Origin of the sequence: Leptotrichia buccalis C-1013-b (assembly GCF_000023905.1) — a bacterium.
Classification (GTDB): domain Bacteria; phylum Fusobacteriota; class Fusobacteriia; order Fusobacteriales; family Leptotrichiaceae; genus Leptotrichia; species Leptotrichia buccalis.
Genome location: NC_013192.1, coordinates 1,892,261 through 1,909,131, shown reverse-complemented (window position 1 = coordinate 1,909,131; position 16,871 = coordinate 1,892,261). Strand labels below are relative to the sequence as shown.

Sequence of the window (16,871 nt, the reverse complement as noted above, 5' to 3'; positions counted from 1 at the left end):
ATTGTTAAATTAAACCTTAGTTTTAAAAATTTCTAATTTTTTATTTATCTTCTTTTTTCTCCTCAACATTCTTGGTATTATCGTTTTCTAATTCAATTCCAGAAACTGATTTTTTAAATTCCCGAATCATTTTTCCTATAGCTTCTCCCAGTTCAGGCAGTCTTTTTGGTCCGAAAATAAGTAATGCCCCAAGTATAAGAACTATTAGTCCTGGTGCTCCTATATCTCTAAAAATTCCCATTTTTAATCATCCCTCCTTCTTTTATAGACATATTTACAAACAGAAATACTCACTTCATAAAGTAAAATCAATGGTGCCGCCATCGTTAAATCACTTATAAAATCAGCTGGCGTCAAAACGACTGCGACTACCAGTAAAATAAAATAGCCATATCGCCTGTTTTTTATCAAATATTGCGGTGTCAAGATATGCAGCGATGTTAGAAATGCCACAATAACGGGCAATTCAAATATTACAGCAAGCGGTAATGATGTATGTAATACAAATGTTAAATAATTATTTGCTGTAAGTTGAATATTAAACAAATCATTGCCAAAAGATAATAAAACATTTAGCAAAGCAGGTGTTACTATAAAAAATCCAAAAGACAACCCTGTAATAAATAATATAAAAGTTGCAGGCACATAAGATAAAATTGCCTTAGCTTCCTTTTCCTTAAGAGCAGGCCGAATAAAAGCCCATAGCTGATAACTTGTAAAAGGCAATGTCAAACTAAAAGCACATATCCCAGCCAGCATTAAATAAATGCTCAAAATATCATTAGGCCCAAGAACTGTGAGCTTCTGCTTAAATGAAGCTGTCAGTAATTTGTAAATATCGGAGCAAAATAGCAAACTTACTAAAAAAGCCGCAATAAAAAATATAATTGTAATAATGAGTCTTTTCCTAAATTCGCTCAAATGTTCTACAAGCGTCTGTTCGTCAATTTTAGCCATTCTATTCCTTTCCGATATTTTATCTTTTAAAATTTTTATTTATCTTTTCTCTTTTTTATCAACGCAGCAATCACGATAATCACAATTAAAATTAATTGACTAATAAATACTTCCATATTTGCATAAATTCCCAAAATTTCCATTGTAGGTATAAAATGAACTACGTGTAACGGTAAAATCCCCACAACTTGCAGCATGTGAATACTTGTTCCAAGCATTTTAAATGCAAGGAAATAAATTGTCCACGTAAGTACAAAAAACACTTGATGTATTTTTATTTTTGAAGAAGCGTATATTAAAACAAGTGCAATTATAATTAATATCAATATCGCACTTACAATACCGATAATCAAATTCTGTAATGAAATTAACGGTAAAATTCCTACATAAAACAATATTGTTTCTGCCCCTTCTCTAAATACCGCAAGAAAACTAAGTACAAACATTGAAACAAAACTTCCTGTACTTAATACAATATCCATTTTTCTGTCAATATAATCTTGCCAAGATTTCAAGGATGATTTACTATGCAGCCAAAATCCAATCCCAATCATCATTATAACCGCAAAAATTCCTACAAATCCTTCCAAAATTTCACGATTTGTTCCTGAAGATACCGCAGGAAATAAAGCCTGAAGAGCAAATGCTATTACCACACTTGCCAAAATTCCAGCAGCAGCTCCTGTATACACCCAACGTAATCCTTTTTTCTGATTTGCAGCTTTCAAACTACTTACCAATGCCAGAACAATAAGAAGTGCTTCCACACCTTCACGAAGAAGTATAAACATTGCATCAATAAACGTATATTGTGCTTTTGTATCAATTTGTGATAATTCTGTAATTAATCCTTGTAATTGTTCCTGATACTCTTTTTCGCTACCTTTTACCATGATTATTGGAGTCTGTGTTTCCACTTTTGTATATAAAGCTGAATTTCTCGTACTTACATCGCCTTCAACCGTAGGCCATACCTGAATAAACTCTTTCACTTTTGACTGACCTTTAGATTTATTTCCATTTTTAAAGGCTTCCAACGCATCTTTCAACATATCTACAGCTTCTTTTAGTGTAATTGTGCTTGAAACATTATTTTCTATCTTCTTGCCATCTAAATAGTCTCGTATTGTTGATTTCAAGTCATTAAAAGAATTGATTGTGTTGTCATAATCAAATGGCTCCACTTCCATAGAGCTTCTCAAAAACGACATTGCAGTTTCCACTTTTCCATAGTAAGGAATACTTCTGCTTCTTATAAAACTTTCATTCCTTGTCCATACGCCATTAAATTTCAGATATTCTTTTTTCATAAGTTCCACATCTTTAGATTGAATTGCTTTTTCCAGCACATCTAAAGCAGGATTCATTCTTGACTGGAACTTTTTCTTTTCCTCATTATCGTCAACAGGATTCTGCTCTTTTTCAAAAGCTAATAGTGCTGTTGTAACTTCTCTCAGGTCATCTTCTGACAATACAGCTTTTTCTTTATTTAAAAGTTCCTGTACCTTTTTCCCTTGCGTAGAATCAGCATTTTTAACCTTTTTAAATTCATCTCTTACTTCAGAAAAAAGTTTTTTTGCTTCATTTTGATTATTGTTTCTTATTGCCGTTGTTGTGTCTGTAATTTTTATGTAAAGTCCGCTATAGCTTTCTTCTGCAATAATATTCACGAAGAATAGCATAAAGCACAAAAATAGCATTGTACTTATTTTTTTATTCAAATAATTTCTGCCCAATGTACTCTCCCTTCTTTATCCCTCCAAAACAAGCAAAAATTCCTGTTCCAACGTGAGTAATGTATTCATTCAACTTATCATCGTTTCCTAGGCTGTTCTGAATCTTTATAAATTGATCAGGATGTTTTTGAAAACATATAAATAGCAGTCCCGCGTCAAACTGTCCGCTCACTTCATCTATTCCATTAGAATAAGAAAAGGCACGACGTGCTATTTTAACGTCAGCTTTTTTGGCAAGATAAACGTGTGAATCAATTGGTAGAACTGGTTTTCCGTCTGGTCCTTTTTTATTTATGTCAATTGTTGCAAATTCGTCTGTTTCTCCAAAGGGAGCCCCGCTTTCCTTATACCTTCCAAACGTATTTTCCTGCTCCTGCAAATTAGTTCTATCCCACGTTTCAAGATGCATTTGAATACGCCTTACAATAAGAAAAGTCCCATTTTTCAGCCAATTATCTTTATCATACCAGACAACATTTTTAAAATCATTATCATTTTTCGGATTTTCCGTTCCATCTTTAAATCCAAAAAGATTTCTTGGAGTTTCTTTTCCATTACCAATTGGTAAAAAACCAGCTTGAGTCCATTTTAAAGTAATTAAGGCACGACCTTTACGAACAAGATTTCTCACAGCGTGAAATGCTACCTGTGCATCATCCGCACAAGCCTGAATACAAATATCTCCGCCTTTATACTTGTCCTTTATCTGATCTCTCGGAAAATGTGGCAAATCCTTAAATTCTTCCATTTTCTTATTATCCATCTTCAATTTATCCAGAAAAGACGGACTTATTCCAAAAGTTATTGTCAAACGGTATGGATTTAGTCCCACTGTTTCTCCTGTATCCAGTGGAGGAACTAGATGATTTGCAAGTTCTGGAGCTACAAGTTCACCTTTCATAAGTTTTTCAGAATAATCTGTCCAGTCCTTAAACATCTGCTTTATTTCTTCCTTGTCCATAGAATGTAAATCTAATACCGCAAAATAGACGTTTTTTTGAACAGGAGTAGCAATTCCTGACTGATGTTCCCCATAAAATGAAATCTTTTCATTTCCAACAACCTGATTTGCTTTACCGCTGAACATGTTGGCAAAAATCGCACTAGCTCCACTTGCTCCAATTGCGGCTCCAGCTCCTACCATTCCAGCTTTTTTCAAAAAATCACGACGTGATATTTTTTTATCAAACCATTTTTTATCATTTTCGTCACTCATTATTTTACCTCTTTTTATACTGTAAGTTTTATTTAGATGTGTTCAATAATCTAAATGTTAATTTTAACAAAGGGAATTAATTCCCTATTTAATAATAGTTAAACATATTAGATATGTTTGATAACCTAAGTTTTTTTATCTATACAAGGGGTCAAGACCCCTTACTTCAAGATATTTATTTTATTAAATTCTAAGTTTGTATAGTTATCGAACAGGTCTATTAGTTACCGAATAAGTACATTATTTCTTAGGAGTTGCATCTATTACAATTCCCATTTGCGACAAAGGTTCTCCAAGTTTAGTAACTGCTTCAGCTAGAGCTTTTGTATCTTCTTTTGTTAATTCTGTATATAATTTGTAATGCTTATCATCAGTCATGTATTTATCAAGAAGTGCATTTACAGCTTTAAATTCAGTATCTAAAGTTGTTACAAGCTTAGCATCTTTTTGTTCTAATTTAGGTCTGAATAATTCAAAAATTTTCTGAGCTCCTTCGATGTTTGCTCTAAAGTCGTATAAATCAGTGTGCGAGAACACTTCTTCTTCTCCAGTAATTTTTTGAGTCGAAACTTCATTTAACAAGTCAATCGCTCCTGTAACCATTAAATCAGGCGTTACTTCAATTGTAGCAATTTTTGCCTTTAGCTCCTTAATGTCGTTTACAAGATCATCTGCGTATTTTTCAGTTCCTTTTGTAGTGTTTTGCTCCCACAATATTTTTTCAATTCTATGAAAACCTTTCCATCCTTCTTCATTTTTAAATTCTTCCTTAAAGTCAACAAGACGATAATCTATCTTAACATCAGATTCTCCAAAGCTTTCAGCAATAGGTTCAGATCTTTCATAAGCCATACGGATTAACGGATAAACTTTTTTAGCTTCGTCTAATTTTCCAGTCTTTAATAATTGTGCAAAGTTTTCTGTATCTTTTAAAAGCATATCAATCTGACCTTCAACATATTTCTTATATTCAGCAGTTTCCTTGCTTAAATCAGTTTTTCCCTGATTAGCAGCTTGTCCAGCTGTTGTTCCAGCTTTTCCTTCTTCCTTTCCTGTATTTCCTTTTCCACAGCTAATTACTACTAATGCTCCTATAAGTAGTAATATCCCAATTTTTTTCATAAAAAAATTCCTCCTAATTTATATTTGCTATATAATTATACTCATTATTTTATTATTTGTAAAGTAAAAATATTTGAATATCAAATTTTTTTGTTTTGAGAACATTTTATATAGAACTAAAAATTTTTTATTTAAATATATATAAATTAAAAGGAAAAACATACTAAATTAAAGAAATTATATGGTAAAATTATTATATAATTAATAAAAGGAGGAGAATGATTATGAAAAACAATATAAAATCTATGAAATTTTTATTTATTTTTTGTATTTTTTTATTTTCGTTCAACAGTTTGGCCAAATTACAAATGAAGAAAAAGGGAATACCAGTTGAGCATTTACCAGCAACTATTGTAGAGGATCTGGAAAGTGGTACAATGAATTACATTAGGAATCAGCAATGTTTTGTAACTAGTCACAGAACGTTTTACGATAAAAATCTTAGCATGAATCACGTAGATATTAATGCAGCGTGTGTCGGAGTAAATCCTAACAAAAAAATAAATTGGGATCATCCTGCTATTCCTGCAAATGCTCAAATTAAAAAAATTCATGTTGTGGGAAAAGATCTTTCAGAAGAAGTGCATAGTAATCTAAAAAGAGGAAAGACTGTAGTTCTAGTAGAAAAGCTGGCATATTACAATCGTTCTCATAAAAATTACAGAGAAAATGAATATTTTTACTATAAATAACAATAAAATAAATAAAAAATAATATAAAAAAAATGGTCTAAAAACTTAGCAATAATATTTGAAAAGTTTGAAGATCATTTTTTTATTAGAGAAAGTGCCAAAATATAAGCACTCTCTCTAAATTAATTAAAAATATTTTTTTAATAAATGGCTTTTAATCCTATTCCACCTCTTGCATTTTTACCTTTTGTATCATAACCAGCATTTACAGTTATTCCAAGTCTTGTGTTTTCAATTCCGAAATTAAAGTCAAGCTTCCCATTTCCGATTCTGTCATCTTTTTCTCCTTTTATGTTGAAATAATCAGCTGAAGTATAACGGACTCTTGCTTTATTATTCACATTTCCAACCTGTCCTAGTTCATTTTCATAAGCTGCTCCTACTTTTGCAATAAGAGTTGTTCTTGTTCCTAATGCTTTTTTATATTTAAATTCTACTCCAATTTCAGGTTTTACTGAATAATAATCATTTGCTTTTACTTCTAGACGCATCTGACCGTTATCTTCTTTTATACCATTAAATCTTCCGTATTCAAGTTTTAGGCTTCCATACGGTGAAATGCTTGTTCTTTCACTTGTTCTAATATTTTTTCTAATTTCATTTTTCACAGCAAATCCGAATGAATGAAAATCAGATTTTGCGTCAAATATATCATCAACAACTAGGAATTTTCTCTTTGTTTCTCCATTTCCCATAAATCCTTCGGCTGAAATAGTCCAGTTTAGACCATTATTGTAATCTTTTCCAATTGGCATTGATTTAAATGCACCTGCTTTTACAATAGATTGTTCTTCTTTTGAACCTCCTATGTCATTAAAGTCAAATTTATTTTTAATAGCTCCAGCATACCATCCAGAAGCTTCTCCCAATTTCACAGTTTCATTTTCATGTAAGTATGCAAATCCGTATGCCTTGTTCTTATAATCAATGATTCCAGCTGTATCTGTTTTATAATTCCCTTTCATTCCAAATGTTTTTATTTTATTTGAATTTTTTGTTTTTGTATCCCATTCTCTTCTTAAATAATCAAATTCTTTATTTAATAAATTACCAGTTTCAAAGATTCTTTGCTGAACATTTGCATACTGATGCCCCATCATTTCATCATAAGACTGTGCCAATAAGGCTTCTTCATTGTTTCCTATAGTATTTAACTTATTGAATATCAATTTTTCCCTTGAATCAAGAGCATTTGCATCATATCTTTGTTCCAGCCCGTCAGCAAAGTTAAATTCATTTGCAGTTCTTCCTACAAAGGCTGTATAAGGAATTTTTGCCATAAGTACACGTGTAATCTGCTGTGTTGTTGGATCTACTTCAGGTGTCGCCATCCATGTTAACGAAGCTGAATATGGTGTAAAGTTGAATATTCCAGCATTTATCTGGTTAAGGAACGGCTGCAGTATTTGTTTTCCTATTATTACATCTTTCTTGTTTGTAAGTACAGAAAATTCTGTTCCTATCAGAAGATCACTATTTATGCCAATATCAGTTGCTCTATCCAGATTAATTGGTCTCGTTCTTCCAAGTGTATCCACGTATACCCCAAAGTTTGATAGAGCATAGTTTACTGTTGGAGTTGTGTAGTCTATTACTTGAACTTGGTTTTCATCCAGCAGTACACCGTTTCTTTGAATTGCCAGTCTTCCGTCAGGCAGCTGTACAATTCCTGTTCCGCCGATAGTTTTGCTTGGATCTTTAGGAGCATAATAATCTTGTGCTCCATTTGATGAAGTAATTTTTCCAGCTCCTGAATTTATTGCAGGCAGTGTGTTGGCAGGTGTTGCGTCATCTCCTATTGGAAGGTCATTTCCAGTTACACCTTTCGAATTTCCATCGTAACGTACACCATAAGATTTAAGACCGCTAATGTTAATGTTTCCGTAGTTCTTGATTATGGATTTATTGTTTTCTGTACCTTTTATAAGAACACCGTAGCTAGTGTCTGCATCAATGTTTATTGTTCCATAGTTTTCCAATGTACTTCCGTTTAATACAGCAACTCCCACAAGTCCTTGCACATTGCCATTACCTACGTATGATCCAACTGTAGTTATAGTTCCTGTATTTACAAATGTTGTACCATTATTTGCAAACACTCCCATCATTGTTTGAATCTTGTCAGTTGAAGTCGCTCCAGAAGCATCAAGATAAATATTTCCATCATTTCTCAAAGTTGTTCCGCTCTTATCTCCGTACATTCCGATACTTAGATTTCCTGAAACATAGATATCTCCTGTATTTGTTGCAGATGCTCCGTCAATGGCTGCCATTCCGATTCCGTAAATAATATTATCTGGATCAGACTTGTCAGTTTTTCCTATTTTTATTGCTCCTCTATTTGTAGCGCTTGATGCTCCTGTTACAAGCATACCCTGATTTCCGATTCCTTGCGACAAGTCAATTGTTCCGTTATTTACAATGTTTGCTCCATCTTTTCCGTAAATTGCGATAATTCCATTATTTGTTCCAGATGTAATTGTTCCATTATTTGTAGCCTGTGATGTTCCTTCAGTGTAAAGGAATGTCGATTCTTTTCCTAAACTTATCTTTGATGAAGCTGAATTTGAATAAACATTTGTTTTACTTAATCCAGGATTTGCCAAAATTACTCCATAAGATTTATCCCCAACTTTAAAGATTGATGTATTGTCAGTAATTGTTACTCCACTTGTTCCGTAAACTCCTACAGGCTCACTATTCACATCAGTTGCATTATGATCTGCAACATTGATTGTTCCACCAAGATTGGCAGTTCCAGATTTTTTATAAATTCCAATAGCTTTGTCTGCGACATTGATTACAGAAGTTCCTGTTGTTTCTATATTTCCGTTTTCACTAAGTGAATAAATTCCAAATGAAGCTTCATCTACATTTATTTTTCCACTATTTTTTACATTAATTTTTGAACCGCTTTGTGCGTAAATTCCAACTGTAGAATCGTTTTTCACAGAAGTTGTCGTTTTGTCAACGTTTATCGTACCTGTATTTTCAAATGTTTGTTCCATAGTACCTTCTAAATATGCAGCAATTGAACGTTTTCCTGTAATGTTAATATTTCCATTATTTACAATATTTTTTACAGCTGATGATTTATTTTGTGAGAAGATTCCAATTGAATCATCATTTGAAAAATCCATATTCGCATTATTCGTAACACTTGAATTTCTTGCAACAATTCCTTTTGCTTTATCAGAAGTTCCTGTTATTTTTCTACCAGTTACTGTTGCATCTGAATTATCCGCATAAATTCCAGTTGAACCATCATTTAAAGTCATATTGTTCCATCCGCTAAATGTAGAAACTCCATTCATATAAATACCAGTTCCTTTGGAAGTTACAATAATGTCATTATTATTCATATTTGCTTTACTGTTAATTATGTACAGCATTGGTTCTGATGATGTTGTCAATGTTCCGCTGTTGTTATAGTTAAGAACAGCATTGTTTTCAAGGTAGGCAAGGCTTCCGCTGTTTGAGAAATCATAGTTTCCACCGTTTACGTTTATTGTTGAATCATTTCCATATAATGTAAATCCTTTATTTCCAACTGTTACATCTCCTGTTGTAGTTAAATTCGTTTTATTTTTTACAAATATTCCAACAGAAGTAGATTCGACATCTCCGCTCGAATTTAATGTGGAATCTCCGACTGTGATGTTTCCGCTATTCACTACAGTTGCAGTTGAAATTTCAGGCGAAATATAAATTCCTGCTGAACCTTTTCCTAAAGTAATATCTCCAGTATTGTTAACATTTACTGGTTTAGTACTAGAAGTAGTATTTTTTGCATAAATTCCAACAGATTTGTCTTTTCCTTCTATTTCTCCATTATTTTCAACTTTATCAAATCCAATGGCATAAATGGCAGACGATTCATTTCCAATTGTAATTTTTGAATTTGCTGTTGTTGTAATTATTCCTGTGTTTTTAGTTCCAGGCAATGCATCACTGTAAACTGATGTTGAATTTTTATAAATTCCATAAATACCAGTTGATTTATCTCCCATAATAATTTCGCCTTTGTTAATTCCTCTCGAAGAATCAAGATACATCGCTGTACTTGTAACGGCATTTGACAAATCAATTTTTCCATTATTTTCAGCATCATATCCAAGTGTTCCTATCCATGTAGTGTGACTCGGAGATGGATTTTTATTACCATCAGCCATAAGTGCAATAATATTTTTAGAGTTTACTTTTGAATCAACAGTAACTCCAGCATTTACAATAGCTTCTCCATTTATAACATGTGACATAATATTTCCAGTTTCTAAGGTTAAATCGACTTTAGTTTCTGATTTTCCTTCGGTTACTCTTATTCTTTCTACTGAATGCCCATTAGTAACTAAAGTTCCACCATTATCATTAATATGTGCACCTTTTTGACCAAAGATACCTACTCCATCACCACCAAATTGAATTTTTGCACCAGTTTCAAAATTAACTGTTGCATTAGTGGTAACAATTGCTCCGACTCCATTTACTCCATTTAATTTAATATCTGCACCACTATCAATTGTTACAGTCGAAGTCTTAGTTCCGTCTCCACCATTTCCAATGTAAATACCAGTTCCAGCTGTTGTATTATTTCCTATACTCATAGTTCCTGTATAAGTAATATGACTTGAATTTTCAGCAAATAGTCCTACTCCATTTGCACCCGTTGTCACATCAGCTGAAATAGCTTTCGGAGTTCCAGAAGTCCCCTGTTCATCAGTATAAATTCCTATTGCATAAAAATCATTTGGTTCGTCTAATACAGAATTTCCAACTTTTATTCCTTGGGTATAAGTTGAAATATCAGCACTTGCTCCCTTCATAAGAAGTCCAATTATCCCATTTCCTGTACTTCCATTTGTGTAATCAAGTTTAGGAGTAGTTCCATCCAATTTACCTCCGTCAAGGTAGACTCCAACTCCATAACCATTTATTTTACCGATATTTGCTCCATAAAGTTTTCCAGTGTCAGTGGCAGAAGTTCCTTTTATATAATAGGCAACTCTGCTTTGAGATTTTTCCTTCAAGTCAATTATTCCTGTTGAAGCATCTGCCTTGGCTTCTTCTGATAAATATACAGCTACTGAAGATTCAGCATCGTCTTCCAAGTTAATTCTTCCTACTTTTTGTACATCAGATTTTGGAGTATAAATTCCAACTGTATTTTTTGTTTTAAGATTTATAATTCCTTCATTTTTTACAGTCGAATCTGTTAAATTACCATCATTTTTTGTAAACATTCCTGTAGATTTTTCAGATTCCACATCAATTGTTCCGTCGGTATCATTAGTTAGAGTAATTTTTTTCCCAGCTCCGCTTGACACTCCAAACATTCCCACTGAATTGTCGGAAGTAGATTTTAACAGTATTTTCCCTTTATTTAGTGCTTTGGCATCATCTTTTGCGAATATTCCTGTAGATTTTTTACCAGATAATTCGATATCTTTTTTATTTATTACTTCAGTTCCGCTATCTACTCCATACATTCCAATTACAGATTCAACTGAACCAGTTATTGATTTATTATTAACAATTTTAGCGTTGGCAGTTGCAAGCATTCCTGTGCCTTCTTTTCCTTTTACATCAATAGTTCCGTCATTTACACCTTCTGTAACTTTTCCTGTAGATGTATTTTTTCCTGTTGCGTAAATTCCCATTGCTTGTTCACCAGCAGTCGTGATTTCAATTTTTCCAGTAGTATCATTAGTTATTAATGAACCATTTTCTCCATACATTCCAGTAGCTTTTTTATTATTTACTGTTATTTTATTTTTGTTGTTTGCCACTGAATTATTAGCAAGCATTCCAACTGAATTTTCAGAATTTGCTTTAATTTCACCATTACTTGCATTGTTTTCCGCAACTAAATCATCTCTATTTTTTGTTCCTTCATTTAAGGCATATATTCCAACAGATTTCTTCATGTTAACTTCAATTTCTTTATTATTAGTTATTGTCAATTTCTTAGTAGCAGTTGAATCGCGTTCTCCATAAATTCCAGCACTCTTTTCTTCTCCACTTGTACCAGTTAAAGTAATGTTACCATTATTTACTATTGTGTTGTCATCTGTCGCATCACTTGTAAATTTACCATAAATTCCAGCCGAAGCTCCTTTATCAATAGTAATTGTTCCATCTGCCGCATTTGTAGCATCACTATTTTCAAGATAAATTCCAGCTGATTCTTTTTCTTTCATTTCAATTTTCTTATTGTTAGTTACTTTTGAGCCAGATTTACCGTAAATTCCTGCGGACTTTTTATCGTTCATAGTAATTGTTCCACTATTATCAACTGTACTTTTTACTGCCGAAATTCCAATTGATTCTTCTGAATTTACTGTAATTGTTGCTCCAGCCTTATTAATTGCTTTTATTGTATCTACACTATTAGAAAGGTCGTTTCTTGCAAAAATTCCAACAGATTTTGTACTTCCATTATCAATATTTATTTCTTTATTATTTTGTAAAGTCAATGTTTTAGCAGCTCCACTTGCAGCTTCACCATAAATTCCAACATTTTTAGTAACAGATGTAAGTTTGATTTCTCCTTCATTCAATACTGTATAATCTTTTACTGATGAACTTGATAATTTTCCATACATTCCAGCTGAACCGCTAGATGCTCCACTAGACGCTGTCAATGTTATTTTTCCTGTACTTGTGTTTGTAGCATTTGAATCTAAAGCATACATTCCAGCTGAATCTTCACTTGAAACATTGATTTCATTTTTATTTGTTATTACAGAATCGTTACTTCCATACATTCCAGCTGAACTCTTATCTTTTACATTTATTATATTTCTATTTTCTCCAATTGCCTTATTCACAAAGATTCCAACTGTACTTTCAACATCCAGATCAATCGTCCCAGTATTTATGGCTTCTCCTTTTTCTCTAGCCGCATCGTTTTTTATATATATTCCAACAGAATTTTTCTGCCCCACAGTTATTTTATTTTTATTGTACACTGTAGTTTTTCCAGCTGAAGGTCCAATTTCGGCATATATTCCAGCTGACTGAGTTCCCGGAGGTGTTGCAGTCCCCTTTAAGTTTATTGTTCCTGTATTTTCGATAGTGTAGTCCTTATTATCAGTATTTTTTGCAAATATTCCAGATGATTCTTTACCTTCAATATTAATCGTACCTGCATTTGATGGCGTTGAATTTTCAGTATAAATTGCCGCTGATTTCTCACCTTGTATTGTAATAGTTCCCGCAGCATTATTTTTTATGGTTGCTCCGTCTTTTCCTATCATTCCTGCTGAAGCTCCACCACTCATTGTGATAATTCCGTCATTTTCAAGTTTTTTTCCATCTGTCATCATACCAACTGAAGCTGAATCTGTAGCCGTATTGGTAAGTAAAATACTTCCAAAATTTTTCAGTTCAGAATTTTCTATTCCATAAATTCCAACTGATGTTTTTCCTCCTAGTTCTATTTTCCCAGTACTTGCCATATTGGTTACTTTAGCTTTTTTAGCCATTATCCCTATAGCTCCGTTAGCAGTAGCAATGGAACTTATATCTTTACTATTTTCAACCGTAACTCTTCCATCAGAACCTGTTTCATTTTGTGCATAAATCCCAATTGATTTTTGTATATTAATATTTATAGCTTCTTTATTTTCTATTTTCAAATTTCCTGTTGCTGCTGTATCTAATTTTGCATAAATTCCAATTCCTTGAGTTTCTGTTCCAGGAGACGATGATGTTCCGACATTTATTGTTCCTGAATTTTCAATATTTTTTGCCTTTTTAAAAATAGCATAAATTCCGGCTGATTTTCCTTCTTCAGTATCTATAATTCCGCTTGTCTTGTTTGTAACTTGACTATCATCTGCATAAATTCCGGCTGATCCAGTTTTCTTGGCAGTTATTGTACCTTCGTTTGTAATTGTTGATTCGTTAGTACCATAAATTCCAGCTGATTTTTCACCTTTTGTTTCAATTGTTCCACTTGAAACATTGTCTATTGTACTCGCATTCCCAAGCATCCCAACTGATTTTTCCTTTTCAGTTTCAATTGTTCCTTTGTTTGTCAATACAGAAGTTTCAATACCATAAATACCTATAGACTGATTTTCTCCAACAGATATTTTCCCACTTGTTTCATTTGTCCCTGTTGAACCTTTTAAGTAAATTCCCACAGATTCATCAGTTCCTGCCATTTCAATTGTTCCTTTATTTGTTACATTGGCGCCACTTAATCCTGAAACTGTAGTTTTCAAGTTAGTTTTTATAGTTTTACTAGCATTAATTGTAGTAGTTCCCTGATCAGATACTAAAAATTGAGCTGTTTTATCAATATCTGTATATGTTGACATATCAAAATTATCATTAACCACTATTGTTGAATTTTTATCTCCATATAGAAGTGTAGATTTAGGTCCCATTTTCAATGATGTTATATTAGATAATATTCCACCACTTATAGTACCTGTTCCCACAGCTCCAAAATATGCAAGTGCTGCTCCTTCTCCAACATCTGCTTTTAAATTAGTTGCTGCAAATCCTGTCCCAAATTTATCCGCATCTTCCGCATAAAGTCCAACTGTTCCTTTCCCTAACTTCAATTCTGCTCCGCTGAATGTTACAGTTTTACTAGAAGCAGCGTCTAGATACACACCAATTCCAGTATTTCCATTTGCAGAGTCTCCAACATTAATTTTTCCTGCAACAGTTCCCGTAGAATCCTTTACAAACATAGCAATTCCACCATTTTTAGCCGATATTACTCCATCTGTTGTATTTGTAAATGTTCCGTTTTCAGAATATAAGGCAACTTTTCCACCTGCCTCAGTAGAAACAGTTCCTTCATTCGTAAATGTTCCTCCATCTTGAACTACTGCATGGTGTTTTGTACTTGAAATAGTTTTGTTTTGTTTGTTTGTGGCAGTTGAATTTTTCATGTACATTCCCATTGCATCAGTTCCTGTTGCTTTTATTGAATCATGATTCTCAAATATTGAACCATTATTAAGCATTACACCATAACCATTTTCCCCAGTAACAGTAATTGCCCCTTGATTCTTATTTGTTCCTCCAGTTGTTCCGTTGAAGTACATTCCAATATTTCCATTCTTTCCTTCAACTTTAATAGCACCTTTATTATCAAATGGCGCATCTTCTGAATAAACCCCCATATTATTACCATCTTTACTGCTAATAGTAATAGTTCCACCTTCATTAGACATATTAGTTGCTGTGGTGCTTCCAACTCTAATTCCCATACTTCCTGTAGCGCCATCTTTAATATTTATATTTCCAGCATTTTTTATCTTTGAATCCACTTCAGAATAAAGCCCAAAAGAATTTTTTCCTGTTATATTAATAGTACCAGTATTTGTGGCAGTCGGTATCTTATCTAACAAGGTAATTCCACCAGATTCTTTCCCATTCACGTTAATTGTCCCGCTATTTTCAAAACTAGAATTACTACCTATTGGAATTTGAGTTTTAGCAACTACCATTCCATGATTTTTTTCATTATTTAAATCAATAATTCCTTCATTTTTTGCAATCATATGCCAACTTGCCTTATTATTGTTCTCAACAATAAAATCACTAGTCGCAAATCCTACTGAATTCTTACCTCCCATAATAATATTCCCTTTATTTATCAATGTATGTTCATTTTTAGAAGTAGAATTTTCAGATGTGAATAACATTGCAGCTTGTTTGTCAGCTTTTCCTTCAATAATTCCGCTGTTTATACCCTTAACTTTTAAATTTCCTTTATGAGTATCCGGTTGAACTTCTATACCTGCTGTATCTTCTACTATTAAATTAATCCTTCCAAAATTTTCGAAAGAATAGTTTGGATCGTCAATTCCGCCCCATTCTTCTATTCCAGGTTTTTGCTTTGTAGGAAGTCCAGGATCTAATGTTACTGCTCTTCGTCGTTTTACATCAACATTCATAACAGTTCCACTTGGAGCAGTAAATTCGCCAGTATTAGTTATATATTCAACAATTGAAGCATCTCCTCTTTGTGGATCATCTTGAACAGATAAAGTATAAATTTTTGCCTCTAAATTTTTATTTTGATTTCTTGATTGATATTGATTATTTCCATAAGGTTTCAAGTTTGGAATACTAAAAACTATTGGATTCACTGTTGGACTAGGTGGTGTAACGCTCGGTGCAGCTGGCTTATTCACAGTAATCGTACTAACTTCCGAAACCCCTGGAGGTGTAATCGTTATCGTATTTACTTCAGCTTCTGGTGCGCTAATCGCCATAGTTAATGATGGCGGTGTAATTTTCAAAGTTATTTGTGGTGCATCCAGCTTCATTGTAATATTTATTGGATCAACTTTTGAAGGTGCGCCCGGCTCATCAATTTTTGCAACTTCTATTGCTACAGGATTTAATGTTGGTAGCAATATTGTTGGTGCTGCTATTGGCGTAGTTACACCTAAATTAATCGCTGGTCTTACCACTTCTCTTGGCATATCAATTTGTGGGGTAATTGTTATTTCTTCTTTTAAAACAGATTTTGGACGTACATTTGCCATTATTTGGATTTCTACTTCAGGCTCTTGCACATGCAACAATGAAGCCAATCCGTAAGATGTTGAACCTACAGATGACGAATTAATTGTTGGATTTAGAACTCTTCTTCTATTTGACAAAGCTGCTGTTTCTCCCCAGTTTCCACGGTTATAAACTCCTACAAAAGGGTATTTTGAAGCCTTATCCCCTCTTCCTTTGTAAGCTCCATTGTTTCTCGATGCAAATGTATTTGAACCAAATTGCCATGAATCCCATTTTGATTTTATAACTTGGTCTCCCTGTTCCATTAATTGAATTAATTCCAAATTCAAGTCTTCTATTGATTCTTTATTTGCTTTTTTCTTTTTCTTAATTGCAGTACGTGTTTTTTCTGCTGACATTACGAGTTCTTTGTTCATACGCTCATAAAGTACATCCGAAGATGTATTGATACCAATTGAAAATGTTATCATTCCTGTTATTAAGTACGAAAATAGTAATGATTCCGTGTATTTTACATTTTTCGCTCTTTTAGCAAAAGCCTTTAAATCTTTTTTCGCCTGTTTTAAATTGTTACTCATTTTTTCTCCTTTTTCTTTTTTTTATTATAAAGTTATTTAAATTTTAACTTTGAAATCAATAATTTTCATTTTT

7 protein-coding genes are annotated in these 16,871 nt (G+C 32.9%); 1 reads left to right on the top strand and 6 read right to left on the bottom strand.

Annotated features, from left to right (window positions below):
* Window positions 1-40 precede the first annotated feature (40 nt).
* The 5 genes from LEBU_RS08975 to efeO all read right to left on the bottom strand — a co-directional run bounded on the left by LEBU_RS08975 (window position 41) and on the right by efeO (window position 5,031).
* The gene (locus tag LEBU_RS08975) at window positions 41-241 is read right to left on the bottom strand and encodes a twin-arginine translocase TatA/TatE family subunit (RefSeq protein ID WP_015770021.1); all 201 of its coding nucleotides are present in this window, start codon (window positions 239-241) and stop codon (window positions 41-43) included.
* Between the two features lie 2 nt (window positions 242-243).
* Window positions 244-957, bottom strand: coding sequence for a twin-arginine translocase subunit TatC (gene tatC, locus LEBU_RS08970; RefSeq protein WP_015770020.1), 714 nt, complete (start codon window positions 955-957; stop codon window positions 244-246).
* Between the two features lie 35 nt (window positions 958-992).
* On the bottom strand, window positions 993-2,693 hold the full coding sequence (locus LEBU_RS08965; RefSeq protein WP_015770019.1) for an FTR1 family iron permease: 1,701 nt from the start codon (window positions 2,691-2,693) through the stop codon (window positions 993-995).
* Window positions 2,671-3,909 carry an iron uptake transporter deferrochelatase/peroxidase subunit gene (efeB, locus tag LEBU_RS08960; RefSeq protein WP_015770018.1) on the bottom strand — a complete coding sequence of 413 codons (1,239 nt, stop codon included), beginning with the start codon at window positions 3,907-3,909 and terminating at the stop codon, window positions 2,671-2,673. Before efeB ends, LEBU_RS08965 begins: the two co-directional genes overlap by 23 nt.
* Before the next feature lie 240 nt (window positions 3,910-4,149).
* A complete protein-coding gene (efeO, locus tag LEBU_RS08955; RefSeq protein ID WP_015770017.1) occupies window positions 4,150-5,031 on the bottom strand; it encodes an iron uptake system protein EfeO in 882 nt (293 codons plus the stop codon).
* Between the two features lie 224 nt (window positions 5,032-5,255).
* Here efeO and LEBU_RS08950 point away from each other — a divergent pair, with 224 nt between their 5' ends.
* Entirely contained in the window at window positions 5,256-5,723 is a 468-nt protein-coding gene (locus tag LEBU_RS08950; RefSeq protein WP_015770016.1) for a hypothetical protein, read from the top strand.
* Between the two features lie 140 nt (window positions 5,724-5,863).
* Here LEBU_RS08950 and LEBU_RS08945 read toward each other — a convergent pair whose 3' ends face one another.
* The gene (locus tag LEBU_RS08945; protein ID WP_015770015.1) at window positions 5,864-16,798 is read right to left on the bottom strand and encodes an autotransporter-associated N-terminal domain-containing protein; all 10,935 of its coding nucleotides are present in this window, start codon (window positions 16,796-16,798) and stop codon (window positions 5,864-5,866) included.
* Between the last annotated feature and the right edge of the window lie 73 nt (window positions 16,799-16,871).